At 63.4% G+C, this 25,428-nt stretch carries 24 protein-coding genes; 6 read left to right on the top strand and 18 right to left on the bottom strand.

The window, feature by feature from the left end:
• Positions 1–16 precede the first annotated feature (16 nt).
• The 4 genes from JN279_RS20680 to yajC are packed head-to-tail and all read right to left on the bottom strand — an operon-like array spanning position 17 to position 4,239.
• Entirely contained in the window at positions 17–874 is an 858-nt protein-coding gene (locus JN279_RS20680; protein WP_202350110.1) for a phytoene/squalene synthase family protein, read from the bottom strand.
• A gap of 1 nt (position 875) precedes the next feature.
• Entirely contained in the window at positions 876–1,271 is a 396-nt protein-coding gene (locus tag JN279_RS20675) for an Mth938-like domain-containing protein (RefSeq protein WP_202350109.1), read from the bottom strand.
• Between the two features lie 25 nt (positions 1,272–1,296).
• Complete coding sequence (secDF, locus tag JN279_RS20670; RefSeq protein ID WP_202350108.1) at positions 1,297–3,846, bottom strand: protein translocase subunit SecDF; 2,550 nt, start codon at positions 3,844–3,846, stop codon at positions 1,297–1,299.
• Positions 3,847–3,897: 51 nt separating this feature from the next.
• Positions 3,898–4,239, bottom strand: coding sequence for a preprotein translocase subunit YajC (gene yajC / locus JN279_RS20665; protein WP_027043763.1), 342 nt, complete (start codon positions 4,237–4,239; stop codon positions 3,898–3,900).
• Between the two features lie 288 nt (positions 4,240–4,527).
• Between yajC and JN279_RS20660 the strand changes: the two genes are divergently transcribed.
• On the top strand, positions 4,528–5,403 hold the full coding sequence (locus JN279_RS20660; protein ID WP_202350107.1) for an ATP-binding protein: 876 nt from the start codon (positions 4,528–4,530) through the stop codon (positions 5,401–5,403).
• Between the two features lie 6 nt (positions 5,404–5,409).
• Here JN279_RS20660 and JN279_RS20655 read toward each other — a convergent pair whose 3' ends face one another.
• On the bottom strand, positions 5,410–6,231 hold the full coding sequence (locus tag JN279_RS20655) for an AraC family transcriptional regulator (RefSeq protein ID WP_202350106.1): 822 nt from the start codon (positions 6,229–6,231) through the stop codon (positions 5,410–5,412).
• 111 nt (positions 6,232–6,342) lie between these two features.
• Between JN279_RS20655 and JN279_RS20650 the strand changes: the two genes are divergently transcribed.
• On the top strand, positions 6,343–7,233 hold the full coding sequence (locus JN279_RS20650; RefSeq protein WP_096446752.1) for an NAD-dependent epimerase/dehydratase family protein: 891 nt from the start codon (positions 6,343–6,345) through the stop codon (positions 7,231–7,233).
• A gap of 111 nt (positions 7,234–7,344) precedes the next feature.
• Here the strand turns inward: JN279_RS20650 and JN279_RS20645 are convergent, their stop codons facing one another.
• The 13 genes from JN279_RS20645 to JN279_RS20585 all read right to left on the bottom strand — a co-directional run bounded on the left by JN279_RS20645 (position 7,345) and on the right by JN279_RS20585 (position 23,306).
• Entirely contained in the window at positions 7,345–8,892 is a 1,548-nt protein-coding gene (locus JN279_RS20645) for a peptidoglycan DD-metalloendopeptidase family protein (protein ID WP_096446754.1), read from the bottom strand.
• A 179-nt stretch (positions 8,893–9,071) separates the two neighbouring features.
• Complete coding sequence (locus JN279_RS20640) at positions 9,072–9,725, bottom strand: protein-L-isoaspartate(D-aspartate) O-methyltransferase (RefSeq protein WP_096446756.1); 654 nt, start codon at positions 9,723–9,725, stop codon at positions 9,072–9,074.
• Positions 9,722–10,480: a 5'/3'-nucleotidase SurE gene (gene surE / locus JN279_RS20635; RefSeq protein WP_096446758.1), complete on the bottom strand. Its 759-nt coding sequence runs from the start codon at positions 10,478–10,480 to the stop codon at positions 9,722–9,724. The genes JN279_RS20640 and surE overlap by 4 nt, the downstream gene beginning before the upstream one ends.
• Positions 10,480–11,784 carry a serine--tRNA ligase gene (serS, locus tag JN279_RS20630; RefSeq protein ID WP_096446760.1) on the bottom strand — a complete coding sequence of 435 codons (1,305 nt, stop codon included), beginning with the start codon at positions 11,782–11,784 and terminating at the stop codon, positions 10,480–10,482. Before serS ends, surE begins: the two co-directional genes overlap by 1 nt.
• Before the next feature lie 102 nt (positions 11,785–11,886).
• Complete coding sequence (tatC, locus tag JN279_RS20625; protein WP_096446762.1) at positions 11,887–12,762, bottom strand: twin-arginine translocase subunit TatC; 876 nt, start codon at positions 12,760–12,762, stop codon at positions 11,887–11,889.
• On the bottom strand, positions 12,759–13,535 hold the full coding sequence (tatB, locus tag JN279_RS20620) for a Sec-independent protein translocase protein TatB (protein ID WP_202350105.1): 777 nt from the start codon (positions 13,533–13,535) through the stop codon (positions 12,759–12,761). Before tatB ends, tatC begins: the two co-directional genes overlap by 4 nt.
• Positions 13,536–13,565: 30 nt before the next feature.
• Entirely contained in the window at positions 13,566–13,787 is a 222-nt protein-coding gene (locus JN279_RS20615; protein WP_010909892.1) for a twin-arginine translocase TatA/TatE family subunit, read from the bottom strand.
• 179 nt (positions 13,788–13,966) lie between these two features.
• The gene (gene scpB, locus JN279_RS20610) at positions 13,967–14,734 is read right to left on the bottom strand and encodes an SMC-Scp complex subunit ScpB (protein ID WP_096446766.1); all 768 of its coding nucleotides are present in this window, start codon (positions 14,732–14,734) and stop codon (positions 13,967–13,969) included.
• The gene (locus JN279_RS20605; RefSeq protein ID WP_096457398.1) at positions 14,731–15,531 is read right to left on the bottom strand and encodes a segregation and condensation protein A; all 801 of its coding nucleotides are present in this window, start codon (positions 15,529–15,531) and stop codon (positions 14,731–14,733) included. The genes scpB and JN279_RS20605 overlap by 4 nt, the downstream gene beginning before the upstream one ends.
• Before the next feature lie 63 nt (positions 15,532–15,594).
• On the bottom strand, positions 15,595–16,614 hold the full coding sequence (nagZ, locus tag JN279_RS20600) for a beta-N-acetylhexosaminidase (RefSeq protein ID WP_202350104.1): 1,020 nt from the start codon (positions 16,612–16,614) through the stop codon (positions 15,595–15,597).
• A gap of 152 nt (positions 16,615–16,766) precedes the next feature.
• Entirely contained in the window at positions 16,767–20,168 is a 3,402-nt protein-coding gene (locus JN279_RS20595) for an SPOR domain-containing protein (protein WP_202350103.1), read from the bottom strand.
• Positions 20,169–20,271: 103 nt separating this feature from the next.
• Positions 20,272–22,029 carry an arginine--tRNA ligase gene (argS, locus tag JN279_RS20590; RefSeq protein WP_202350102.1) on the bottom strand — a complete coding sequence of 586 codons (1,758 nt, stop codon included), beginning with the start codon at positions 22,027–22,029 and terminating at the stop codon, positions 20,272–20,274.
• Positions 22,030–22,091: 62 nt separating this feature from the next.
• Positions 22,092–23,306 (bottom strand): deoxyguanosinetriphosphate triphosphohydrolase, encoded by a 1,215-nt coding sequence (locus JN279_RS20585; protein WP_096446774.1) that lies wholly within the window; start codon positions 23,304–23,306, stop codon positions 22,092–22,094.
• A 90-nt stretch (positions 23,307–23,396) separates the two neighbouring features.
• Here JN279_RS20585 and erpA point away from each other — a divergent pair, with 90 nt between their 5' ends.
• The 4 genes from erpA (at position 23,397) to JN279_RS20565 (ending at position 25,345) form a co-directional block, all read left to right on the top strand.
• On the top strand, positions 23,397–23,744 hold the full coding sequence (erpA, locus tag JN279_RS20580; protein WP_027024881.1) for an iron-sulfur cluster insertion protein ErpA: 348 nt from the start codon (positions 23,397–23,399) through the stop codon (positions 23,742–23,744).
• Between the two features lie 4 nt (positions 23,745–23,748).
• On the top strand, positions 23,749–24,141 hold the full coding sequence (locus JN279_RS20575; RefSeq protein ID WP_202350101.1) for a VOC family protein: 393 nt from the start codon (positions 23,749–23,751) through the stop codon (positions 24,139–24,141).
• Between the two features lie 7 nt (positions 24,142–24,148).
• On the top strand, positions 24,149–24,943 hold the full coding sequence (gene xth, locus JN279_RS20570; RefSeq protein ID WP_202350100.1) for an exodeoxyribonuclease III: 795 nt from the start codon (positions 24,149–24,151) through the stop codon (positions 24,941–24,943).
• Between the two features lie 84 nt (positions 24,944–25,027).
• Positions 25,028–25,345 (top strand): hypothetical protein, encoded by a 318-nt coding sequence (locus JN279_RS20565; RefSeq protein ID WP_183460259.1) that lies wholly within the window; start codon positions 25,028–25,030, stop codon positions 25,343–25,345.
• Positions 25,346–25,428: the final 83 nt, after the last annotated feature.

Raw genomic sequence — 25,428 nt, 5'->3', positions numbered from 1 at the left:
TTAGCACGATTGACGTTTACGTCAAAGTGCCGGGCCAGCCCTTGCTCGCCCGACGCAGCAGCAGCCAATGCCGGCGCAAGGCAGACAGCCGCACGACGCCGTCGAGCGGCGAACGATGCGAGCCTTCCATCTTGTCGAGATAGGCGCGCGACAGCGCCAGCGGCAGGAATGCCGGACGCAAGGCCACTGGCAGGGCTGCGGCGCCCCGCTCGAAGGTAGCAAGATGTTCGCGTGCCAGCGCTGTCATCGCCGCCACCGCGCGCCGCGCTCCAGGCCCGCCATCGCCGGCAACAAACTCTTCTGGCGACGACCCCGCCGCCGCCAGTATGTCGGCCGGGATAAAACATTGCCCGCGCTTGCGGTGCAGCGGCAACAGCAGCAAGAGGCCGGTCATCGCCTGCGCACAGCCCGCCCTGCCCGCCAGTTCGGCAAACCTTGGCGCCTCGACGGGATCGAGCACCATCGCCACAAGCTGGATGAGCGCGGCAGCCGTCTCGCCGCAATAGCCTTCCAGGTCGGTACGCGACGGCATCGGATCATCATAGAGATCGAAGATGCGCGCTTCGAGCATGTTGTCGAAGGCCAGCTTGGGCAGGTGGTGAGCAGAAATTGTCGCCTTCAGTGCGTCGGCGACGGGATGGCCGATGGCTGCATCCTCATTGTCGGTGGCGATGAGGTCGCGCCACCATTGCAGCCGCACCTCGCCCGGCAACGCTTCATGGATGCGATCGCGGATGCCGGCGATTTCGGCGTTGAAAGCGTAGAGCGAAAACAGCGCATCGCGCTTGTCGGTCGGCGCATAAAGCGCCGCGAGATAGCGATCATGGTCGGCGGCGCGCACCGCGTCCATGACGATTTTGGCATTTTGCGACATATCAATCGACGGCGATGAGCGCGGCAGCCACGGCGCGGTCTTCCGCCAGAAGCACATTGTAGGTCCGCACCGCAGCTCCCGTCGACATCGGATCGGAGGCAATACCCGCCTCCTTCAACGCCGCCCGCAGCGCCGCCGGCAATGGCCGCAAATCCTTGCCCATGCCGACCAGCAGGATCTCGACCTTGTCGGCCTCGGCAAGAAGTCTTTCGAAATCCGCCACCGTCAGCGCTGTAGCGTCCGCCGGCTCCCAGCCATGGATGCCTGTGGGCAGGCACAGCAGCGAACCGCGATGCGACATGTCGGCAAAGCGGAACCCGCCATTGCCATAGGCCTCGATCGGCGCGCGGCCGGGGAAATGCGCCTCGCGGATGACGATGCCTTTGCCGGTCACCACTTTGTCACCCCTTCGGGGCCGCGCGTCAGGTCGCGACCGCCTTGCCGCCGCCAACCGGCTTCTCCTCATCGGCCGAAGCCTGCGGCCGCAGCTTGAACAGGATCAGCAGCGGTGCGGCGATGAAGATCGACGAATAGGTGCCGAACACGACGCCGAACAGCATCGCCATGGTGAAGGAGCGGATGACTTCGCCGCCGAACAGCACCAATGCCAGCAAGGCCAGGATCGTCGTCACCGAGGTGAGCGTCGTTCGCGACAGCGTCTCGTTAATGGCGTTGTTCAACAGCTGCGGCAGCGGCATTCGCTTGTATTTTCGCAGATCCTCGCGGACGCGGTCATAGACCACGATCGTATCGTTCAGCGAATAGCCGATAATGGTCAGGATCGCCGCCAGCGATGACTGGTTGAATTCAAGCCCGGTAATGACGAAGAAGCCGAGCGTCATGACCACATCGTGCACCGTCGCCACGATGGCGCCGACCGCGAACTGCCACTCGAAACGGAACCAGACATAGACCAGGATGCCGACCAACGCGACCAGCATGGCGATGGTGCCTTGCTTGGCCAGTTCACCGGAAACCGTCGGCCCCACCACTTCGACGCGGCGGAAATCATATTGGTCCTGCAACTCGCCGCGCACCTTGTCGATGACCGTCTGCTCGGCATTTTCGCCGCCATCCTGCGTGCCGACGCGGATCAGCACGTCATTCGGCGCGCCGAACTGCTGCACCTGCACTTCGCCGATGTTGAGCTCCATCAATCGGCTGCGGATATCGCCGATATTGGCATCGCCGCTCTTGGCCTTCACTTCGATCATCGAGCCGCCCTTGAAGTCGATGCCGTAGTTGATGTCGACGGTCATGAACAGAACCACGGACAGCACCGACAGGAAGCTCGACAGTGCGAACGTCCAGCGGCGAATGCCCATGAAGGGGATCTTGGTACCCGGCGGAATGAAGGTCACCGGCGCCTTCGGCAATTCCTTCGGGCGGGCACGGCGCAGCCAGATCGACACCAGCAGGCGCGTGAAGGTGAAAGCGGTGAAGACCGTGGTCAGGATGCCGATGGCGTAGGTGATGGCAAAGCCCTTGACTGGGCCGGTGCCTAGGTAGAACAGCACCACGGTGGCGATCAGCGACGTGACGTTGGAATCGACGATCGTCGCCAGCGCCTTCGAGAAGCCGGTGTCGATCGCCTGGATCACCGAGCGGCCGGCGCGTCGCTCCTCGCGTATACGCTCGTAGATCAGCACGTTGGAATCGACCGCCATGCCGATGGTCAGCACGATACCGGCAATACCAGGCAAGGTCAGCGTCGCCCCAAGCAGCGAAAGCACACCGACGATCATCGCCACGTGCACCGCCAGCGCGATGTTAGCGAGGAAACCGAGGAAGCCGTAAGCGACGAACATGAAGGCAACGACAAGGATCGAGCCGATAATGCCGGCGACCTTGCCGGCATGGATCGAATCCTGGCCAAGGCCCGGACCGACAGTGCGCTCTTCGATAACCGTCAATGTCGCCGGCAGCGCACCGGCACGCAAAAGCACAGCCAGATCGTTGGCGCTCTGGGCGGTGAAATTGCCTGATATCTGGCCGGTGCCGCCGAGGATCGGTTCACGGATCTGCGGCGCCGAGATCACCTGGTTGTCGAGGATGATGGCGAACAGCTTGCCAACATTCTGCGAGGTCGCCTGGCCGAAGCGGGCAGCGCCCTTCGAATCGAAGCGGAATGAGACCACCGGTTCGTTGTTCTGCGAATTGTACGTCGCCTGGGCGTCGACCAGGTTTTCGCCCGAAACGATGACGCGGTTTTCGATCAGATACGGAACCGGCGGATCGTCCTGCGAATAGAGCACCGAGGAGCCCGCGGGCGGGCGCCCCTTGAGCGCGTCCTGCACCGGCATCGACTGATCGACCATCTGGAAGGTCAGCTTGGCGGTCTGGCCGAGGATTTCCTTCAGTCGCTGCGGATCCTGCAAGCCTGGCACCTGGACAAGGATGCGGTCGTCGCCCTGCCGCTGCACGATAGGCTCGGTGGTGCCGAGTTCGTTGACGCGGCGCTCGACCACTTCGATCGACTGCGCCAATGCGGTCGATGTGCGGTATTTGATGCCAGCGTCGGTAACGGTGAACTTGAGCAGGCCAGGCTCGGAATCGTCGAGCGACATTTCCTGGATGGAGCCGCCGGTGAACAGGCCGGCAGCAACAGGATCGGTCAGGGTCTTCAACGCCGTCTTTGCGGCATCGATCTGGGCCGGATCAGTGATGCGAACCTGCAAGGTCCGCCCGGTGCCGCCAAGGCCGGTATAGCCGATCTTGGCGTCACGTAGCAGCGTGCGGATTTCGTCGCGCGTCGTCTCCAGCCGATCCTTGATCAGATCGTTCTGGTTCATCTCCAGCAGAATGTGCGAACCGCCCTGAAGATCGAGGCCGAGCGTCATCTGCCGCTTGGGCACCCAGCTCGGCAGCTGGGCCAACGTGCTGGCGGGGAACAGATTGGGCGCGGCGAGGATCACTGTGATGGCAACAGCCACCCAGATCAGGATCATCTTGAAGCGCGAAAAATACAGCATATGGCGTCGTCCGTCAGAGCGTGTCCGCGGATCGCTCCGCCTGAAATTGGGTTACTTCTTGGCGTTCTGGTTGGCGACCGGTTCGCCCTTGACGCGCACATCGGCAATGGTCGAGCGCAGCGCCGTTACCTTGGTGCCACCACCAAGGTCGATCTCGAGCTCATTGTCGTCGATCACCTTCGTCACCTTGCCGACGAAACCGCCGCCGGTGACGACCGTGTCGCCGCGACGGACCGCCGCCAGCATCTCGCCGCGCTTCTTCAGCTGCGTGCGCTGCGGGCGGATGATCAGAAAATACATGATCACGAAAATCAGGACAAACGGCAAAATGCTGATGAGCATATCGGGAGAGGCGCCGCCGATGCCTTGGGCGTATGCCGGTGTCACGAACATCGAGAGTACTCCTGAATTTTGAAAACAGCCGCCAACCGTCCTGCGGAGTTTGGCGGCCCCTTGAAATTTGGCCGGAATATAGTCGGTAAAGTTGTCAATGCAACTGCGCGGCCGGGCAAATCGGCTGCTTTTCCGGCCTGTCGGGCCGTGTTAGAGCATGATCGCGAAAAGCGCGAGCCGGTTTTCCGAAAAGATCACGCTCGAACAAAAGGTTGGAACCGGTTTCGAACCCGACGGATTCGAATGGGTCCCGCCTGCCCGCCCAGGAAACGAACCAAAAGACCCGAAATGACCGACAGCACCATCGACGCCCTCAACAAGAAACTCGACCGCCTGATCGAAGCTGTCAGCCGCCTCGCCCCGCCGCCGGTGCCTGAGACCGACCTCGGCGAGGCCGACTGCTTCGTCTGGCAGGCGGACCCCGGCTATCTGGAGCCGGTGCGCAAGGTCAACCGCGTCGACATCGGCCTGATCCGCGGCGTCGACCGTGTCCGCGACATCCTCGTCGACAACACCGAGCGCTTCGCCGCCGGCTTTGCCGCCAACAACGTGCTGTTGTGGGGCGCGCGCGGCATGGGCAAATCGTCGCTGGTCAAGGCCGTGCATGCCGAGATCAATGCCAAGGCTAAGTCGGAGTTGCCGCTCAAGCTGATCGAAATCCACCGCGAGGACATCGACACGCTGCCCAAACTGATGGGTTTGCTGAAGGCGGCCCCCTTCCGCGTCATCCTGTTTTGCGACGATCTGTCCTTTGATCATGACGACACCTCCTACAAGTCGCTGAAGGCGGCACTTGAAGGCGGCGTCGAGGGCCGCCCGGCCAATGTCATCTTCTACGCCACCTCCAACCGGCGCCACCTGCTGCCGCGCGACATGATCGACAATGAGCGCTCGACCGCCATCAACCCGTCCGAAGCGGTCGAGGAAAAAGTCTCGCTGTCCGATCGTTTCGGGCTGTGGCTCGGCTTCCACAAATGCTCGCAGGACGAATACCTCGAGATGGTCAACGGCTATGCCAGCCACCATAGCCTCGACATCGACCCCGAGCAGCTGCGCGCCGAGGCGCTGGAATGGGCGACGACGCGCGGCAGCCGCTCAGGCCGGGTCGCCTGGCAGTTCACGCAGGATTTGGCCGGCAGGCTTGGCAAACCGCTGAAGGATTGAGGCGTCTCACTCGGGTGGCCGCGCTCGTCGCAAGTCGCGCGGCGTTTGGCCAATCTCGCGGCGCATCCAATGCGCCAGATGTGACTGGTGCGCGAAGCCCGTCAATTCCGCCACCTCGCTTGTGCTGAGATCGCCCTGCTGCAAGAGGACGCGCGCGCGTTCGACGCGGCGTCGCAACACATAGCGATGCAGGGTGACACCCGTCGCCACCTTGAAACATGTCCGCAAATGCGAACTGCTCGCGCCGGCAACCCGGGCTAGTCGGTCGATCGAGAGCGGCTGGTGTAGAGCGGCCTCAATATGCTCCAGGACACGCTTGAGCTGGGTGTCCGACAAGCGGCTCGTTCGATCGATGTCTATATCGTCGACGCCAAGCAGCCTGACCGCGAGCGCGGCGCCAATGCTGTCGGCAAACAGAGAGCCGCTCGGCGCGCCTGCATCGAGATCGCTCTGGAGTGCTCGAGCAAGATGCTCGATGCGCTGGTCGCGAAGCAGATGGCGTGTGTCGAGCCGCGATACCGACGCCCCGCCGCCAAGTTCCGCCGCCACCCTTTCCATCAAGGCTGGCTGCAAGACAATCTCGACTGTATCGAAGGGAGTTTCAGCCTCGAAACCGCCCTCCTCGCCGGCCGGCACCAAGTCGATATCGCCGGCGCGCCTGACGAAATAGCGCCCAACCTGATTGCAGTAGGATCGTGTCGCCGCGCTTGCATGCAGCATGACGCGATGGTGCGGCGCCCGCGACAGACGATGGACACCTGCTTCAATATGCCGGGAAACCATTGTCACGTCGGACGGAGATCGGGCCGGGGCGAATTGCGGACGCATGCTCTCTCGATTCATGGCGAAACCTGTTCAAGATTTGGCAATTCCCGCGCGATTTTCAATGCCGCGAACCTGTACGCACGCCTCTCCATCAAGCTTGGAAGAGAGGTTGCCATGAGTTTCTATGTTGTTGTCGGCGCAGGCCCGGTTGGACGCGAGACCGCCCGCCTTCTCGGTGAACAAGGACATGATGTCGTTCTCACCAGCCGAAGCGTCGGTTCGAACGCGTTGCAGAACGTGCGGACCATACAGGCCGATGCCACGGACGCCTCGGAACTGTCGCGTATCTGCCGAGGCGCCGATGCCATCTTCATGTGCGCCATGGCCGCATATCATCGGTGGCCGACCGACTTTTTCCCCATCATCGACGGCACCGTGCGCGCGGCCGAAGCGGTCGGCGCGAAGCTCATCGTGCTCGGGAACCTCTATGGTTATGGGGAAAATGCCGACAGCCCGCTTCGCTCGGATCTGTCCCTGGACCCGACGTCGAGAAAGGGAACGGCCAGGACGATCATGTGGCAGCGGGCGGTCCGTGCCGATGTACCGGCCATCGAAATACGCTCCAGCGACTATCTCGGACATGGCGCCATCAGCTACTTCTCGCTGGTCGCGCTGCCCTCCATCATCGAGGGCAAGCCCACCGCCTTTATCGGAGACCTCGACGCGACTCATGCCTGGACCTTCACCAAGGACGTCGCGAGCACGCTGGTTGCGGCCGCTCACTACAAGGGTGAATGGGACCGGGCATTTCACGTTCCCTCGCAATACGCCTCACCCAGGGAACTCATCCAGAAAACCGCGGTGATGCTCGGACAAGAGGTTCCAGCGATACGCTCCTATTCCGTCGCCGAGATGGAAGCCTTGGGCATGCATGAGCTCATCGAGATGAGCTATCTTTTCGAGAGCCCCTTGCTGGTTGATGCCTCCGACACCGAGGCGTTTCTAGGGGTGAAGGCCAGTAGCATCGAGGAGATGATCACCGACACGCTGCGCGATCATCTGTGAATCCCGCAGGCGGGCTTTTTGCACAATCTGAAAAAGCCCGCTCCTTGCGGGGCGGGCTGAGCCGGCGGGCCGGACTGGAGGTCAGACGGCCCGCAAATCGCTTTTTTTATTCTATTCGAGATAGGTCGAGGGATCGACCGGCGCCGAGTTCTTGCGCACTTCGAAGTGCAGTTTCGGCGAGTCCGTCGTGCCGCTCATGCCCGACAAGGCGATTTCCTGGCCGCGCTTGACCTTCTGGCCGCGCTGCACCTCGATCGAGCTGGCATGACCATAGACGGTGACCAGGCCGTTCTCGTGGCGCACCAGCACCGTATTGCCGAATTCCTTGAGCCCGTCGCCGGCGTAGATGACGACGCCGTTCTCGGCCGCCTTGATCGGCGTGCCCGAGGGCACCGCGATATCGACGCCGTCCTTGCCGGATCCGAAACCGGAGATCACCCGGCCGCGCACCGGCCAGCGCATCTTGCCGATGCCGGTGGCATCCGGCGCCACCGCCTCGTCATCCTCAGCCTGCTGGATGACCTTCGCGTCTTTCTTCGGCGGCGTGTAGGATGCCAGCGTTTCCGACGGCGTGGCCTTTGCCGGGGGCTGCGTGGTTGCCGTGGTCACCGGATCGACCTTCGCCGGCTTGGCGCTGGCGACCGTCGCGGTTCCGCCGGCAGGCACCTTCAGGGTCTGGCCGATCTTGAGCAAGCCATCCTTCATGCCGTTGGCCTGCTTCAGCGCAACGACGCCGACGCCGGTCTTCCTGGCGATCGAGGACATCGTGTCGCCCGACTGGACTGTGTAGGTGCCCGGGGCGCCGGTAGCCTTGGCGACCTGCGCCGGCTTGGGCTCCTTGGGCTGGCTCGCGGCGGCCGACGCATCGACCTGCGCGGCGGCCTTGCCCTCCTTGAGCTTGGGCTGCTGCGGCAGGACGGCGACCTTGTCCGGCGCGGTGGCCGGCAAATCGCGCTTGCCATCCTTCGCCGGCCCGTCCTTCAACTGCTTGGCATCGGCGACCTTCGGCTCGGCCTTGCTCGAATAGGCATAGGCCGGAATAACGATCTTCTGACCGGTCTTCAGCCCTTTGGTCGGGCTGAGACCATTCACCTTCATGATGACATCGGCCGGAACCTTGTAGTGCGCGGCCAAGCCGGAAATGGTCTCGCCGTCCCTGACGACGATTTCGGTCGCGTGCGGCCTGCCCGCCTCGGCCACCTTCGGCGCGTCGGGCTGGGCATTCTTGAATGGCTTGGCGGCAGGCTCGACGGTACCGGTTGTCGTCCTGTCGACATGGGGAGCGGGCCGGACCATGGCGGGTGCCGACGCAACACGCACCGGATTGGCGGCGGGCGCGAGAGCCGGCGCGGGTTGCGCCTGGGCAGAAACGGGCGGCGGCAACGGGCGGCTCGAAACCGGTTCAACGCTGGAGCGGCTGACCGACTGGGTGTGGCTGCCGTCAAGCGGCGCGGCCGACACATCGCCCGGATAGGGCTGCACGGCATCCTGCTTGTTGATGATGGCGCGCTGATTGTTGGTCGAGGAAGTGAAGACATCGTCGACACTGTTGAACCGCGAAGCCTGGGAACTGCACCCGGCGGCCGCGCCCGCAATCATGAGAACAGCGCAGCCCCGCGCCAGATTGCGACTATTTGTCTTCAAAACACTGAGTTGCATCGCACTAACCCGCACAAACTCTGCACCAACTGAGACAGGATTAAAGCGCGTTAATGTTACTGGGCGGTTAACCCATTAGAATCCGACGAAAATTTTCTTAAAACATTTTGGGGATAGCTGGAGGCATGGATCATGAGGCCGAACAGGTGTTCGACCGCGGATCAGTGCTCTGCCGGAAACTAGATCACCGCGGCGACGCTGCGCAGGATCGGCTGCAGCCGCACGAGGCCGATATCCTCGCGCTCGAAGCGGCTGCCGACCTTGGTGAGCTTGGCAAGCACCTGCTCGCCCTCCTCCGGCCCGATCGGTGCGATGACGATGCCGCCGCTCGACAATTGGTCGAGCAGGAAGCGCGGCAGGCTGTCGAAAGCCGCCCAGGCGACGATGCGGTCGAACGGCCCTTCGGCCGGCAAGCCGCCGGAGCCGTCCGTCTGGCGTACGATGACGTTGCCGATGCCGAGCGCCTCGAAACGCTGCCTGGCCTGCTCGACAAGCGTCTTGTAGCGATCGACGGTGACGATCCGCGCCGCCAGCCGCGACATCACCGCCGCCGTATAGCCGGAGCCGGTGCCGATCTCGAGCACGCGGTTTCCCGCTTCGATGGCAAGAGCCGCGATCACTGCCGCCTGCATGTCGGCGCCTTCGATCGCCTCGCCGCACTCGATCGGCAGCATGCGGTCGGACCAGGCGATCTGATGGAAATGGGGCGCCAGGAAACCGCGCCGTGGCGTCGCCTCGAAAGCCGCGATCAGCGCCTTCGGCACGGTTCCCCTGCCGCGCAGGCGCAACAGGAAAGCGGCAAATCCTTCGCGGTCATCGATTGGCAGGTTCATGCAAGCGCCTTGCTCAGCTGGTCACGGATCTCATGCGCGGTGAGGTCGAGCTGCAACGGCGTCACCGACACCAGGCGGTTGCGCAGCGCGTAGAGGTCGGTGCCGTGCTTGCCCTCAACCGGCTCGCGGCCGAAGCGCAGCCAGTAGTAAGGCAGGCCGCGCCCGTCACGGCGCTCGTCGACCCACAGGCTGTGCACGAGCTTTCCTTGCGTGGTGACCACTGTGCCGGCAACCTCTTCGGGCAGGCAGTTGGGAAAATTGACGTTGAGCAGCACGCCGTCCGGCAGCGGCGTCGCGACGAGCTTCTTCAGCAGTGCCGGCGCCAGCGCCTCGGTGGTCTCGTAAGGCACGACGCGATCCTCGCCGACATAGGAGTAACCCTGGCTGAGCGCGATCGAGCGGATACCGAGCAGCGCGCCTTCCATGGCGCCGGCGACGGTTCCCGAATAAGTCACGTCGTCGGCGATGTTGGCGCCCGAATTGATGCCGGACAGGATCAGGTCCGGCGCACCGGGCAGGATCTTCTTGACCCCCATGATGACGCAATCGGTCGGTGTGCCGCGCACGGCGAAGTGCTTTTCGCCGATCTTGCGCAGCCGCAGCGGCTCCGAGATCGACAGCGAATGGGCATAGCCGGACTGGTCCTGCTCCGGCGCCACCACCCAGACATCGTCGGACAGTGTGCGCGCGACGCGTTCAAGCGACGCCAGGCCCTCGGCATGAATGCCGTCGTCATTGGTCAGAAGAATGCGCATTACTTCGCTTCGATCTTTGCCAGACCGCCCATGTAAGGCCGCAGCACTTCAGGAATGGTTACGCTGCCATCTTCATTCTGGTAGTTTTCGATGACGGCAATGAGAGCGCGGCCGACAGCGGTGCCCGAACCGTTGAGCGTATGGACGAAACGGTTGCCCTTGCCATCCTTGTCCTTGTAGCGGGCGTCCATGCGCCGCGCCTGGAAATCGCCGCAGACCGAGCAGGACGAGATTTCGCGATAGGCATTCTGGCCGGGCAGCCAAACCTCGATGTCATAGGTCTTGCGCGCACCAAAGCCCATGTCGCCGGTGCATAGCACCATGGTGCGGAACGGCAATTCCAGCCGCTTCAGCACTTCCTCGGCGCATTGCGTCATCCGCTCATGCTCGGCGAGTGAGGATTCCTGGTCGGTGACCGACACCAGTTCGACCTTGTAGAACTGGTGCTGGCGCAGCATGCCGCGCGTGTCGCGCCCGGCCGAGCCCGCCTCGGAGCGGAAGCACGGCGTCAGTGCGGTATAGCGCAGCGGCAGCTTTTCATGCGCGGTGATTTCCTCGCGCACAAGGTTGGTGAGCGGCACTTCGGCGGTCGGGATCAGGCCAAGCCTGCCCTCCCCGTGCTTCACAAAGAACAGGTCCTCCTCGAATTTCGGCAACTGGTTGGTGCCGAAAAGCACCTCGTCGCGCACCATTAGCGGCGGGATCACTTCCTCATAGCCATGCTCGGTCGTGTGCAGGTCGAGCATGAACTGGCCAATGGCGCGTTCCATCCGCGCCAGGCCGCTCTTCAGCACGGTGAAGCGCGAGCCCGACAGCTTTGCCGCCCGCTCGAAATCCATCATGCCGAGCGCTTCGCCGATCTCGAAATGCTCCTTCACCCAGTTCGGCCGCGTCGGCAGCTTGCCGACAATGTGCTTGACCACATTGTCATGCTCGTCCTTGCCGACAGGCACGTCTTCGAGCGGCACATTGGGCAGCACCGCCAACGCGTCGTTCAGCGCCTTGTCGAGCTCGCGCTCGCGCGCCTCGCCATTCTGGATGAAAGTCTTGATCTCGCCGACTTCGGCCTTCAGCTTCTCGGCAAGGGCGGCATCGCCCGAACGCATGGCGTTGCCGATCTCTTTCGAGGCGGCGTTGCGGCGCTCCTGCTTGGTCTGCAACTCGGTGACGTGCTCGCGCCGCGCCTCGTCTTTGGCGATCAGCCCGTCGACGGTGGACTGCGCCTCAGCCGCCGACCACGAGCGCTTCACCAGCGCCTCGACAAGGGCCTTCGGGTTGTCGCGAATCCATTTAATGTCAAGCATGGTTTATCCGTCCTCAGCTATGCGAGAGGGCGTAAACCGCATCCTTGATTGATGCAAGATAGACCGGGCAGCGACTGTCTCTTTCCGACGCTGCCTGTTGTTTTACGAAGCAGCCGGCGCTGGAGGCTCGTCCGGCGTTTTGTCCGCCACGGTTTCCCCGGCCTCTTGCTTCTCGCGTGCCAGCCGCTGCTTTTCCTGGTCCCGCTCAATCCAACGCGCGGCCCAGATCGAGACCTCGTAGAGAAGGATGGTCGGAATGGCCAGGCCGATCTGGCTCATCGGATCAGGCGGCGTCAGCACGGCCGCAACGATGAAGGCGATGACGATCGCCCATTTGCGTTTTTCCGCCAGCGCCTTGGACGACAGCATGCCGACACGCGTCATCAGGCTGGTCACCACCGGCAGCTGGAACACCAGGCCGAAGGAGAAGATCAGCGTCATGATCAGGCTGAGATATTCCGACACTTTCGGCAGCAGCGAAATCTGCACCTGGTCGTCCGTCCCGACCTGCTGCATGGCGAGGAAAAACCACATAACCATCGGCGTGAAGAAGAAATAGACCAGCGAGGCGCCCATCAGGAACAGGATGGGCGACGCGATCAGGAACGGCAGAAAGGCGTTGCGCTCGTTCTTGTAGAGGCCGGGCGCGATGAATTTGTAGATCTGCGTGGCGATCAGCGGAAAGGCGATGACCATGCCGCCGAACATGGCGAGCTTGACCTGGGTGAAGAAGAATTCCTGCGGCGCGGTGTAGATCAACTCGACCTTGTGCGGGTCGAGACCTGCCCATTTCGTCGCCCATTTGAACGGAACGACCAGAAGGTTGAACAGCTTCTTGGCGAAGAAGAAGCACACCAGGAAAGCGACGAAGAAGCCACCCAGCGACCAGATCAGCCGCCTGCGCAGCTCGATAAGGTGCTCCATCAGTGGCGCTGACGACTTTTCGATCTCGTCCTTTTCCTTGTCCGAAACGCTCACTTGGCGGCTCCCGCCGTCTTCTTGGTCGCCGGCTTTCTCACCGCGGCAGGCTTCGGTTCGGCTTTCGCCCCGGTCTTTGCGGCAGTTGCCTTGGTAGCAGCCGCCTTGGCGGCGGCGGACTTCGTCGAGGCGGTGGCTTCAGGCTTTGCCGCCGTCGCGGCCTTTGTCGACGTTTTAGGTGCGGGTGCGGCTTTTGCCGTCACCACCTTCGCGGAAGTCGCGGCCCTGGACGGCGCTTTCGCCGCCGGCGCCGTCTTGACGGCTTTCTTGGCCGCGGATGCCTTCGGCGCCACGGCGGGTTCCGTGGGTGTCGCCACCACCGATTCATCGGTCATCGCCGGGAAAATCGGCGTTGGCGGCGCGGCCTCTGGCCCGCTGACGCCAGGCATTTCCGTCGCGCCATTCTTCAGTGGCTCGGCCGCCTGTGGGGTCGAAGCAGCGGGTGCCGAGGGATCGGCCGCCGGCTTCGGCTTCATCGCCGCGTCGACACCGGCGCGCACATCGGCGGCCGCCTGCTCGAACGGATTGAGCTGCTTCTTGATTTCGGCAACGGGGCTGAGGCCCCTGAGCTCGTCGACCGATTTCTTGACGTCGTCGAGCTCGGCTTCCTTCAGCGCTTCGTTGAACTGTTTCTGGAAGTCGGCGGCCATGGCACGCAGCTTCGCCGTGGTGCGCCCGAAGGTGCGCAGCATATTGGGCAAATCCTTGGGCCCGACGACCACGATCATGACGATCGCAATCACCAGCATTTCGGTCCAGCCGACTTCAAACATGGCACTCTGTTCCGACTAGAACTTTTTGGCTCAGCTCTTGCTGGCTTTTTCCTTCACGGCCGAAACGGTCTCGTCGGCACGGTGTTCGACGGTGCGCTTGTCGTCGGCGACGTCATCGTCCGCCATGCCCTTCTTGAAGCTCTTGATGCCTTTGGCCATGTCGCCCATCAGTTCCGGAATCTTGCCGCGGCCGAACACCAGCAGCACGATCACCAGCACGATCATCCAGTGCCAAATCGAAAATGAACCCATAGCAAATCTCTCTCGAATGTTTTCCCTGGCGATGATCTATGCGTTTTCGCGTTGGGATTCAAACACAACAGCGACAGAGTTTATGAAAGGCTGGCGGATGTCACGCATTTTCGGCAAGCCGGCCCGCTACCAAACGGCGCATGTAAAGGCGTAAAGCCGCTTTTGATAGACGCCCGCGGTCAATCTTCCGTGACGCGCGGCGTCAAAAGGCCGAGTTCCTCGAGATCGATATCGGTCAGCGGATCCTCGTCCTCGGTCAGCACGTCGGGGTCGGCCGGCGGCTGCGGGATCGAAAAATTCGACGGCATGCGGCCCGAAAGCAGGCCGGCCCCCTTCAGTTCCTCCATGCCGGGGAGATCACGGATTTCCTCGAGCGCGAAATGGTCGAGGAAGGTTTCGGTGGTGCCGTAGGTAACGGGACGGCCGGGCGTTTTGCGGCGGCCGCGCATGCGCACCCATTCGGTCTCGAGCAGCGTGTCCAGTGTGCCCTTCGACGTCTCGACACCGCGGATATCCTCGATCTCGGCGCGCGTCACCGGCTGGTGATAGGCGATAATCGCCAGCACTTCGAGCGCCGCGCGCGACAGCTTGCGCTGCTGCACCGTGTCGCGGCTCATCAGGAAGGCGAGGTCGCCGGCGGTGCGGAAAGCCCAGGCGTCGCCGACCCGCACCAGATTGACGCCGCGCCGGGCGTAGACCTGCTGCAACTCGGCCATTGCCAGGGCGATGTTGATGCCGTCGGGAAGGCGTGCGGCAAGCTGCTTTTCGCTGACGGGTTCAGCACTGGCGAAGACAATCGCCTCGGCCATCCGCACGGCCTCCGCCATATGCAGGCGCTCTGCCGGGTTCTGTGCCGGATTCTGGACGGACGCCTGGTCGAGTTCGCCCTCTTCCGGCCCGTCATCCACCTTGAAGGGAATGACCGAAGCGTTGGCGCGTTCGCTCATGATGCCACCTCGACTGCCTTGATTGCCGGTGCGCGGCCGCGCAGATAGATCGGCGCGAACGTCTGATCCTGGCGCACATCCATCGTGCCGTCGCGCACCAGTTCCAATGTTGCCGCAAAGGAACTGGCGATCGCCGTGCGCCTTTCCTCGGGACTGGTCATGTACACGATCAGGAAACTTTCCAACGTCGTCCAGTCGCTCACAGCCCCGACCAGGCGGGTCAGGATGTCGCGCGCATCCTTGAGCGACCAGACACCACGCCTGGCGATGGTCACATTGTTGATCGCCTGCTTCTGCCGCTGCTGGGCATAGGCGGTCAAGAGATCGTAGAGCGACGCGGAATAGGCGTTACGCTTCTCGATGATGACCATTTCCGGCATGCCGCGCGCGAACACGTCGCGGCCGAGCCGGTTGCGGTTGACCAGACGCGCCGCTGCGTCGCGCATGGCTTCCAGCCGCTTCAGCCGGAATTGCAGCACCGCCGCCAGTTCCTCGCCGCTTTCGCCCTCTTCGCCCGGCTGCTTCGGGATCAACAGCTTCGACTTGAGGAAGGCCAGCCACGCCGCCATCACCAAATAGTCGGCTGCGAGTTCGAGCCGCAGCGTCCTCGCGGTCTCGACAAAGGTCAGATACTGCTCGACCAGCGCCAGGATCGAGATGCGCGCCAGATCGACCTTCTGGGTGCGGGCAAGATGCAAGAGAAGATCGAGCGGACCTTCGAAGCCGGCCACGTCGACGACCAGCGAGGGGTCGCCGGTGACGCGTGAATCGTCATTCTCGGCCCACAGGCGGTCCATCGGTGCAGCCTTCGCGGCCTTGCTTTCCAATGTTTCCGCCACAGCCCTGTCACTTCCTCTTCGTTAGGCCACCGCATCGAAATAGGTGGCAAATTCCGCGCGTATCTCGGTCTCCTCGACCGCATCGAGCTTCTTTATATAGGTCAGGGCCCGCCTTGCACGCTCCAGCGACTTGCCCTCAAGCCCCGTGGTGCGCGACGCAATGCCCGCCATCTCCTCGAAAACGCCGTTGCAGTGAAGGACCAGATCGCAGCCCGCCGCAAGGATCGAGGCCGCCTTTGTCGGGAAATCCCCAGAAAGTGCCTTCATCGAGGTATCGTCGCTCATCAACAGCCCGTCAAAACCGATGTCGCGGCGGATGATCTCGTCGATGACCTTGCCGGATGTCGTCGCCGGGTTCTTCGGGTCGATGGCGCTATAGACGACATGCGCCGTCATTGCCATCGGCAGGTCGTTAAGCTCCCGGAACGGGGCAAAGTCATGCCGCTGCAGATCGCTGAGCGAGGCGTCGACTGTTGGCAGTTCGAAATGCGTGTCGGCGAAGGCCCTGCCATGACCGGGAATATGCTTCATCACGGGCAGCACGCCGCCCGACATCAGGCCTTCGGCGGCGGCGCGGCCGAGTTCGATGACCGCGCGCGGCTCCTTGCCATAGGCGCGCGCGCCGATGACATCGCTGGCACCTTCGATCGGCACGTCGAGCACCGGCAGGCAATCCGCCGTGATGCCGTAGCGCAGCAGGTCGAAGGCATGCAGGCGCGCCATCAGCCAGGCTGCACGGGCGCCGGCGTCGTGATCGTCGCGCCACAGCGCGCCAAGCGCGCCGCCGGCCGGATAGTTCGGCGCCAGCGGCGGCCGCAGGCGCTGCACCCTGCCGCCTTCCTGGTCGATGAACACCAGCGCGTCGGGGCGTCCGATGCAATCGCGCATCTCGGCAACCAGATCGCGGATCTGCTCGGTCTCGCTGATGTTGCGGGCAAACAAGATGAAGGCCCACGGGCATTCATTGCGATAGAAATTGATTTCTTCGCGGGTGAGCGATTTCCCGGCACAGCCGAGGATCATGGACTTTGATTCGGTCATATCAGGAGTCTAGGGCTTCGCGCGGCTAAAGGGAATCGTCTGGGGTTACATGCGGTCCAACGCCTGAAATGCTTCCACATGAAAAACGCTGGGCACATGAAAAAGCCGGCGCGGCCTGGGGCCCGCGCCGGCTTTGATTGGTTGAACGTCGTCTAACGCGACACGAAGCAATTGCCGCCGGCAGCCTTGTAGCTGGTGCACAGATTGATCGCATCGTTGCGCGACTGGGCCGTAACGCGGACGCGGTAGAATGTGCCCTTGCCGGCAATCTCGGCCTTGACGATGTTGGCGGTGCGGCCGGCAAGCACGCTGCCGTAGCGGCGTTGCAGATCCTGGTAGGTCGACTGGGCGCTTTCCACCGTCGGCTGCGAAGCAACCTGCATCGACCACGAACCGCCACCGGTCGCCGTCGTTGCCGGATCGATGGACGCGACCTGATCGGGCTTGACCTCGCCGACGACGTCGACCGGCTGGTCGGACGGACGCTGCGGCGCGATCGCAACCTTGGCCGGCGTGTTGGCCGACTGCGCCTTGGCCTCAGCCTTGGCCGCCGGTTTGGCTGCCGGCTTGAGGGCCGGCTCGTCATCCGACTGGGCGGCGGCGGGCGCCACGGTGCCGGTCTGGTCGGCATCGGCCGACGGCGCGACATGCTGCGGCGCCGGATCGGTCGGCTCGGCGGCCGCCACCTGGGGTGCGGCCGGTGCCGGATCCTCGCGCGGCACCAGCGAGCCGTCCGATTTGACCACCATGGTCCTCACCTTGCGCGGCGCAACGGCCACGACATCGGTATTGGTGCCCTTGTCGGCATCCTGGAGCACCTGCGCGATGCGATCCTCGGACTTGGGCGCGGGCGCCGCCGCGTTGGCGGTCGGTGCGGCATTGTCAGCGGGCGCCGCACTGGCGTTCGGCGTGGCATTGCCGTCATCTGCGCCGCCGACGGCAGCACCTTGGTCAGCAGAAAGATCAACGGCACGGGCCGGATCCTTCGCCTGCACATCCACAGGGACTTCGGTGTTGGTGACAAGCTTCTGCTGCACCGGCTCGGCGGGCTTCGCGCCCTTGACCACGGCGTCGTAGACCTTGTTGTCCTGGTTCGGCACCACGGTGCCGCCCGGGTTTTCCGGCTTGACCTTGATCGGCGAATTGTCGGCCTTGACGATGACAGGGGCTTCGCTGCCGCCCTTGCCGCCGAAAGTCAGGGCAAAGGCACCAAGGCCGCCCGCGATCGCAACGGCACCGACGATGGCGGCAATGAACAGGCCGCGCCGGCCCGATGGCCTGGCCGCTTGCCGCTCGCCGAGACCCGGAACGGACATCGCCTCGTCCAGTTCGGGATCATAGTCGAGTTCATCGACGGTGAAATCGTCGGCCTGCGAGACCGGCTGGCTGCCGGGCAAATTGTCGAGATCGAAGCCGTCGGCGGCGTCGGCATAGCCTGTGTTCGCCGCTGTGCGCGCCGGCATTTCCGCCGGCCGCGCCGCATAGGTCCGTGCTTCCGGCTGGAAGGCCGGCTTGGGCGCTTCATATGCCGGTGCCTGATAGCCCGAAGTGAATCCGGCATTGTAGGATTCGTCGGCATAGGCAGCGCTGCTTGCGGGAGCGGCTGGAGCCGGCGCAACCTCCACCGAATTCATTTCCGTCAGAAGGCTGGCGAATTCGGCATCGAGATCGTCATAGCCAGCGGTGGCCGGCTCGTCTTCCTCGAAATGCAGTTCCGGAATGTCGAGATCGTCCGCCAGCGCCACGACGCGCTCCGGCACATCGACCGTTTCAACATCGGGCATCTCTTCATAGCGCGGGGACTGTCGCGGCGGCGGCGCGGATGCAGGGGCTGCATAGGGAGCAGCCGCAACCGGCTCGGGCGCATGGTAGGGTGGCACAACTGCCACTGCCGGGGTCATTTCCGGCGCAGCGGTCCTGGCCGCCATCGAAGCGGCCGGCTGCGCGGCAAATGCCGGCTGCTGGGGAACCGGTGTCACGCGGCTCCACGAACGGGTCGGCTCCGTCGGCGCGGAGCGTTCGGCCAGCCAATCGAGGGAATCGGCCTGATCTTGCCGCGAAGCTGCCTCGTCGCGCGGATCGAGGCTCCTGGCCAGGGCCGCGTCGAACGCATCATCGTCGAAATCGACATCGAGATGATCGGCGGCATCCGAACCAGGATCCTGGCCCTGAAGTTCGTCCAGCAGCAGATTGTCGAGATCGGCATCGTGAGCGGCATTGGAGGCATGCAGATCCTCGGGCGCTTGTTCGTCGAGATCCCAGTCGAGATCGGCGACAAGATCGGCCGGTTCCTCGAGGGCTTTTGCAGGCGCGACAGCATATGGAGTAGCATACGACTGGGGAGCAGCAGCCGGCTGAGCCACGACGGGCTGAACGACGGCGGGCTGAGCCACAGCAGGCTCCTTGGCCGACGGCGCCGTGCGCGCCGTCATGGCGCCCAGAAGCGCATTCAGCTCGTCTTCGAGGCTTCGTTCGTCCGCCACGGGGGCCGGCGCCGGCTCGGCCATGATGGCTGCCGGAGTTGCCGGCACTATCGGCTGGACCGGGGCAGCCGCAACCTCGGCGACCGGCTCTTCGGCAGGCTCGGCGAACGCGTCGTCCAGGTTCAGATCGAAATCATCTTCCGAAGCGGCTTCGGAGCTCGAGAACTCTTCCCTTGTGTCCTCAGCATCGGCGACCGCATCGTCCGCTTGCGCCGCATCGACGGCCACCGGCTCGTCCGCATGAACGTCGAAATCCATATCGACATCCGCCATGGCGGCCTCGAAGCGACCGTCGAAATCCTCGTCGGAAATCGCCTCAGCCTCGTTCGCGGCGGCCAGCACCGGCTCCGGATCGTCGACCGTGGCCGCAGCCAAAGGGCGCTGATCAGCCGAATGGCCGTCCAGCATCAGTTCGTCTTCGAGCGAAAGCGCGACCGCATCATCGAATTCATGCTCAGGGGCCGGCTCGACAGCCACCGGCACTTCGGCAACGGCGTGCTGAGGCTCGACGGCCTCGTCCTCGATCTCGACGGCATGGTCCTCGATGTGGAAATCCTGATCGAGCGACGCGGCAAGCTCGTCATCAATCCGCAGATCGTCTTCGAAGGGCGAAACGTCTTCGAGCGAACTGGCGACGGCATTGTCGAAATCGGCGTCGAAGGCCGGTTCGACGGATGGGGCGGCTTCGGCCGCGCCGAGATCGGCATGGCTGGCGACGACCGCCTGGTCATCGGCACCGGTGAAGTCCAGATGGAAATCGTCGTCGAGCGACAGCGCAAGATCGTCGTCAGCCGCATGCACGGCCGCCGTTTCGAATGCCGGCTCATGAGCCTCGACAACTGGAGCGGCAACGCCAGCGTCGAAGTCGCCCATCAGTTCCTTTTCGAGGTCGATATCGAAATCGTCCTCTTGCACGGACTGACTGGCGGCAGCGACCTGCGGTTCGACCCGCGCCTGCTGCTTGACCGGCTGGCGTGGGTCGAATCCCATGATCCTGGTCAGTTCCGCGAACGGATCATCGTCAGCGATGTCGTTGTTGTCGGCTACTCTCAGCTGGGTTCTGTCTGCCATTATTGTTCCCGAACTCGCACTCATTCGGACGCCATGGACGTCGCGCAGGGTTGGCCCTTACCAGCGCAATGTGGGCAAAAGGTGACAGGTTTTTTAGTCAAACCTAACGCATTTCGGTGGGCGCGGCGGCCCCGATCAGCGTCAGGCCGGACGTTAGAACGTCCGAAACAGCCTGCACCAGCCCTAGTCTGGCATGCGTCAATTGTCGGTCGTTAACCTTAACAAAACGTAAGTCCGGATTATCCGTGCCCCGGTTCCAGTGTCCGTGGAAACTGGAAGCCAGATCATAGAGATAAAATGCCAGCCTATGCGGCTCCAGCGCAAGAGCGGCGGATTCGATCAGGCGCGGATATTCGGCGAGCTTGCGGATCAGGCCGATCTCGCCCTGGTCGGTGAGCGAAGCCGCCGCGGCAGCCAGGCTTTTGCGATCGAAATTCGCCTCGCCCAATTGCTCGCTTGCCTGCCGGAACACCGAATGGCAGCGCGCCGAAGCGTACTGCACATAGAACACCGGATTGTCCTTGGACTGCTCGGTGACCTTGGCGAAATCGAAGTCGAGCGGCGCGTCATTCTTGCGGAACAGCATCATGAAGCGCACCGCGTCGCGGCCCACCTCTTCAATGACTTCCCGCGCCGTGACGAAATTCCCAGCCCTTTTTCCCATTCGGACCGGCTCACCCTCGCGAAACAATTTGACCAGATTGCACAGCAGGACAGTGAGCTTCACCTCGTTGCCGGCGATTGCTCGCGCCAGCGCTTCCAGACGCTTCACATAGCCGCCATGGTCGGCGCCGAGCACATAGATCAGGTCGACGAAGCCGCGATCGACCTTGTCCTTCAAATACGCCACGTCGGCGGCGAAATAGGTGAACGACCCGTCCGACTTGACCAGCGCCCGGTCCATGTCGTCGCCGACCGCCGTCGAGCGGAACAGCGTCTGCTCGCGGTCTTCCCAGTCGTCCGGCTTCTCGCCCTTGGGCGGCGGCAGCTTGCCTTTGTAGATGTGACCCTTCAGCGTCAAGTCGTTGATCGCCAAACGGATCTTCCTGGCATTGTCTGCATGTAGCGTGCGCTCCGAGAAGAACACGTCGTGATGCACGTTGAGCAGCGCCAGATCATCGCGGATCATCGCCATCATTGCGTCGATTGCACGGTCCTTGACGATGGCCAGCGCCTCATCGTCCGGCATCTGGAGCAGGCTGCGTCCGAACTCTTTCGCCAGCGCCTGACCGAGAGGAACCAGATAATCGCCAGGATAAAGGCCGGTCGGAATCTCGCCGATCTCGTCGCCGAGCGCCTCCCGATACCGCAGTATGACCGAGCGGCCGAGCACGTCGATCTGACCGCCGGCATCGTTGATGACATATTCCTTGGTCACGTCGTAGCCGGCAAACGCCATCAGATTGGCGAGCGCATCACCGACAACCGCACCCCGGCAATGGCCGACATGCATCGGGCCGGTCGGGTTGGCCGAGACATATTCGACATTGGTCTTCCGGCCGGCACCGACCTTCGAGCGGCCGTAATTGCGACCCTCGCCCAGAAGCGCCGACAGATGCGCCTGCCAGAAACCGTCCTTGAGCCGGAGATTGACGAAGCCGGGGCCGGCAACCTCTGCGGCGGCGACATCCTTGTCATCGCGCAGCGCCAGTGCCAGCTTCTCGGCCAGCGCACGCGGATTCTGGCCGGTGGGCTTGGCCAGCACCATCGCCGCATTGGTCGCGAGGTCGCCATGGCTGGCGTCGCGCGGCGGTTCGACGGCAATGCGCGACAGGTCCGGCGAAACGCCGTCCTTGTCTTTCAGATCGAGCGCTTCGACAGCCTTTGTGACTCGCGCGGTGAAATCGGCGAAGATGTTCATGGGTATTGCTCTGGCGGCTTGATGGCGAATCCGGCTCGTTGGCCGGCAAAATCGCGCCCGCCCTAGCTCAAATCCGGAGTGCGGTCAAACAAACGCCTGTGTTCCTTAAGCGCGTAGGTGTCGGTCATCCCTGCCAGGAAATCGGCCACGCTGCGCGCCTTGATGCGATCGTCGGCCCGGTCCAGCCCCTCGCGCCAGCCATCCGGCATGGCGCGCGGATCGGCGAAATAGACGTCGAACAGGTCCCTGACGATCTGCTCGGCGCCGGCGCGCACCCGCATCACCTCCTCGTGCCGGTAGAGGTGCTTGTAGAGAAACGCCTTCAATTCCTTCTCCGCTGCGCCCATCTCGGCGGAAAAGGTCACCATCGTCTCCCCCGCCGCCCTCACCGCGTCGGCGCTCTGCGGCCCGACACGCTCCAGATTGGCGGTCGCAGATACGATGACATCCTCGACCATGGCGGTGATCTGCCGCCGCATCAGTTCGTGGCCGGTGCGCACGTCATCCAGCCCGGGATAGCGTTGGCGCACACCGTCCAGGATCTTCCCCGGCAGCGAAACCGCCTCAAGCATGTCGAGCGTCAGCAGCCCTGACCGCAGCCCGTCGTCAATGTCATGCGTGTTGTAGGCGATGTCGTCGGCGATCGCGGCGCACTGCGCCTCGATGCCGGCGAACCGGTCGAGTTCGAGATCCTGCAGCTCCGAATAATCGCGGATCGCCTGCGGCACCGGCCCTTTCAGGCCCTTGCCGCTGGCGTCGGTCAGCGGGCCATTGTGCTTGACCAGGCCTTCCAGCGTCTCCCAGGTCAGGTTCAGTCCGTCGAATTCGGCGTAGCGCGCCTCCAACCGCGTCACGATGCGCAGTGACTGCGCGTTGTGATCGAAACCGCCCCAGGCCGCCATCTTGTCGTTCAGCGCGTCCTCGCCGGTGTGGCCGAAGGGCGTGTGGCCGAAATCATGCACCAGCGCCACCGCTTCGGCGAGATCCTCGTCGCCGCGCAGCGCCCGCGCCAGCGCACGCGCGATCTGCGCCACTTCGATCGAATGGGTCAGCCTCGTGCGATAATGGTCGCCTTCATGGGCAATGAAGACTTGCGTCTTGTGTTTGAGCCGCCGGAACGCCGTCGAGTGGATGATGCGGTCGCGATCGCGCTGGAACGGCGTGCGGGTCGGGCTCTCGACCTCGTCGAATAGCCGGCCGCGCGAGCGCGCCGGATCCGTGGCATAGGCCGCGCGCGGCCGATAGCCGAATCCGATGTCGCCCAACTCATTGGTCATGGCTGATGCTGCCGCAGTTGACTTGATCTAGTTGACTTGGCCCCTCGCGCTTCATACCTATCATGTAAAACCGAAAGCAAGGTGACGCCCATGGGCGCTGATGCCAAGACCGCCATGAAAGTGGACATGACCGAAGCCGCCGCCAGGCGTATCGCCAAGATTGTCTCTGGCGAGGCCGGCAAGACGGCGCTGCGCGTTTCCGTCGAAGGCGGCGGCTGCTCCGGCTTTTCTTACAAGTTCGACCTGGTCGACACGCGCAACGACGACGACGTCGCCATCGAGAAGGATGGCGCAACCGTACTGATCGACGATTTGTCGCTGGTCTATATGGGCGGCTCGGTGATCGATTTCGTCGACGATCTGATGGGCCAGTCCTTCCAGATCCGGAACCCGAATGCGGTCGCCTCCTGCGGCTGCGGCACCAGTTTCTCCATCTAGCGGCATGCCTGCCATCGGCGCGGTCCGTCAGGTCGCGCTGTCGGCCGGACGCGATCTTGATTCGACGCTGGCCTTCTGGCGCGACGTGCTCGGCATGGGCGTTCACGCCCGCTACGATCCTCCCGGCATTGCCTTCATCGTGGCCGGCGGTGTGCGCCTGCTGTTCACCGACGGCGTTCCGGCAGGCATAGTCTATCTCGACATTGCCGGCCTCGAAGCCTTCCACGCTGAGGCGAAAGCCGCGGGCGTCCCTTTCACCGCGCCGCCGACGCTTGTCCATCGTGACACCGAAGGCACCTTCGGACCGCCGGGGGAAAGCGAGTGGATGGCCTTCCTAAAGGACCCGGCAGGCAATACGATCGGCCTCGTCGAACGCCACCCGCCGCAGGAAGAATAAGACCGTCATGAAAATCGTCACCTGGAACATCAACGGCGTTCGCGCCCGCATCGGCAACCTCACCCATTGGCTGACCGAGAGCGCGCCCGACATCGTCTGCCTGCAGGAGATCAAGACGGTCGACGAGCAGTTCCCGCGCGCCGAGATCGAGGCGCTTGGCTACAATGTCGAAACCCATGGCCAGAAGGGTTTTAATGGCGTGGCGCTGCTGTCGAAGCTGCGTTTCGACGAAGTCAATCGTGGTCTCCCGGGCGACGACACCGACGAGCAGGCGCGTTTCATCGAAGGCGTGTTTTCGACCGACAAGGGCGCGCTGCGCGTCGCCTCGCTCTATCTGCCGAACGGCAATCCGATCGATGACGACAAGAAATTCCCCTATAAACTGTCCTGGATGGCGCGACTGGAGCGCTGGGCCGAGGAGCGGCTGAGGCTGGAAGAGGCACTGGTGCTGGCCGGCGACTACAACGTCATTCCCGAGCCGATCGACGCGCGCTTTCCGGAGAACTGGCTGGGCGACGCGCTGTTCCAGCCGCAGACGCGGCAGGCCTTCCGGCGACTGCTCAATCTCGGCTTCACCGAAGCGGTGCGCGCGGTCACCGATGCGCCCGACACCTACACCTTCTGGGACTATCAGGCCGGCGCCTGGCAGAAGAACAACGGCATCCGCATCGACCATCTGCTGCTGTCGCCGGAAGCCGCCAACCGGTTCTCTTCGGCCTCGATCGAAAAGCATGTGCGCGCCTGGGAAAAGCCATCCGATCACGTGCCGGTGGCGATCGACCTCGCGCTGCAGCCGGCCTGACGGAGAGACCCCTGCGGCCCACGGCCGGGCACGCCGATGCTGGACCTCATATCGCCACATTCAGGCGCATGATGGGAGATCATCATGGCGGCCGGGGTTCCCATGACCATTCGATTTGTTGTTTGTCCGATTGGCGTGGCATTTGCCACGGCCGCCATGTTGCCGGCCTTCGCCGCCCCGGAATGTCTTGCCAATGGAAAATCCTATCCGGTCGGCCAGGTCGCCTGCCTGACGGTTGCCGACCAGAGCCATCTGGCGCGCTGCGAGATGGTGCTCAACAACACATCCTGGACGAAGGTCGGCGACAGCTGCCCCGAAAACACGATGGCGCCGCATCTCCACGTCACCCCGATCTCGACGCCCGCGCCGAGCATGGTGCCGACAGAGCCGACCGAGAACTGATTTTCCGCACCTTCGCCCCGGACGGGGACAATTTGAAAAGCCGGCGCTGCCCCTCATTGCCCTGCCGGGCATTTCTCCCCGTA

It is taken from the genome of Mesorhizobium sp. 113-1-2 (assembly GCF_016756475.1).
GTDB classification, from domain to species: domain Bacteria; phylum Pseudomonadota; class Alphaproteobacteria; order Rhizobiales; family Rhizobiaceae; genus Mesorhizobium; species Mesorhizobium loti_C.
Note: the sequence above shows the minus strand (reverse complement) of the source record. Positions and strands in the feature narration are given on the sequence as shown.

Bases quoted from the DNA above. Each gene is read 5' to 3' on its own strand.
- secDF (WP_202350108.1), bottom strand. From the start codon at position 3,846: ATGCTGTATTTTTCGCGCTTCAAGATGATCCTGATCTGGGTGGCTGTT.
- JN279_RS20640 (WP_096446756.1), bottom strand. From the start codon at position 9,725: ATGAACCTGCCAATCGATGACCGCGAAGGATTTGCCGCTTTCCTGTTG.
- JN279_RS20680 (WP_202350110.1), bottom strand. From the start codon at position 874: ATGTCGCAAAATGCCAAAATCGTCATGGACGCGGTGCGCGCCGCCGAC.
- argS (WP_202350102.1), bottom strand. From the start codon at position 22,029: ATGAACATCTTCGCCGATTTCACCGCGCGAGTCACAAAGGCTGTCGAA.
- JN279_RS20565 (WP_183460259.1), top strand. From the start codon at position 25,028: ATGGCGGCCGGGGTTCCCATGACCATTCGATTTGTTGTTTGTCCGATT.
- xth (WP_202350100.1), top strand. From the start codon at position 24,149: ATGAAAATCGTCACCTGGAACATCAACGGCGTTCGCGCCCGCATCGGC.
- serS (WP_096446760.1), bottom strand. From the start codon at position 11,784: ATGCTTGACATTAAATGGATTCGCGACAACCCGAAGGCCCTTGTCGAG.
- JN279_RS20660 (WP_202350107.1), top strand. From the start codon at position 4,528: ATGACCGACAGCACCATCGACGCCCTCAACAAGAAACTCGACCGCCTG.
- JN279_RS20575 (WP_202350101.1), top strand. From the start codon at position 23,749: ATGCCTGCCATCGGCGCGGTCCGTCAGGTCGCGCTGTCGGCCGGACGC.
- JN279_RS20650 (WP_096446752.1), top strand. From the start codon at position 6,343: ATGAGTTTCTATGTTGTTGTCGGCGCAGGCCCGGTTGGACGCGAGACC.
- yajC (WP_027043763.1), bottom strand. From the start codon at position 4,239: ATGTTCGTGACACCGGCATACGCCCAAGGCATCGGCGGCGCCTCTCCC.
- erpA (WP_027024881.1), top strand. From the start codon at position 23,397: ATGGGCGCTGATGCCAAGACCGCCATGAAAGTGGACATGACCGAAGCC.
- nagZ (WP_202350104.1), bottom strand. From the start codon at position 16,614: ATGACCGAATCAAAGTCCATGATCCTCGGCTGTGCCGGGAAATCGCTC.
- scpB (WP_096446766.1), bottom strand. From the start codon at position 14,734: ATGAGCGAACGCGCCAACGCTTCGGTCATTCCCTTCAAGGTGGATGAC.
- JN279_RS20655 (WP_202350106.1), bottom strand. From the start codon at position 6,231: ATGCGTCCGCAATTCGCCCCGGCCCGATCTCCGTCCGACGTGACAATG.
- surE (WP_096446758.1), bottom strand. From the start codon at position 10,480: ATGCGCATTCTTCTGACCAATGACGACGGCATTCATGCCGAGGGCCTG.
- JN279_RS20605 (WP_096457398.1), bottom strand. From the start codon at position 15,531: ATGGACCGCCTGTGGGCCGAGAATGACGATTCACGCGTCACCGGCGAC.
- JN279_RS20645 (WP_096446754.1), bottom strand. From the start codon at position 8,892: ATGCAACTCAGTGTTTTGAAGACAAATAGTCGCAATCTGGCGCGGGGC.
- JN279_RS20595 (WP_202350103.1), bottom strand. From the start codon at position 20,168: ATGGCAGACAGAACCCAGCTGAGAGTAGCCGACAACAACGACATCGCT.
- JN279_RS20615 (WP_010909892.1), bottom strand. From the start codon at position 13,787: ATGGGTTCATTTTCGATTTGGCACTGGATGATCGTGCTGGTGATCGTG.
- JN279_RS20585 (WP_096446774.1), bottom strand. From the start codon at position 23,306: ATGACCAATGAGTTGGGCGACATCGGATTCGGCTATCGGCCGCGCGCG.
- tatB (WP_202350105.1), bottom strand. From the start codon at position 13,535: ATGTTTGAAGTCGGCTGGACCGAAATGCTGGTGATTGCGATCGTCATG.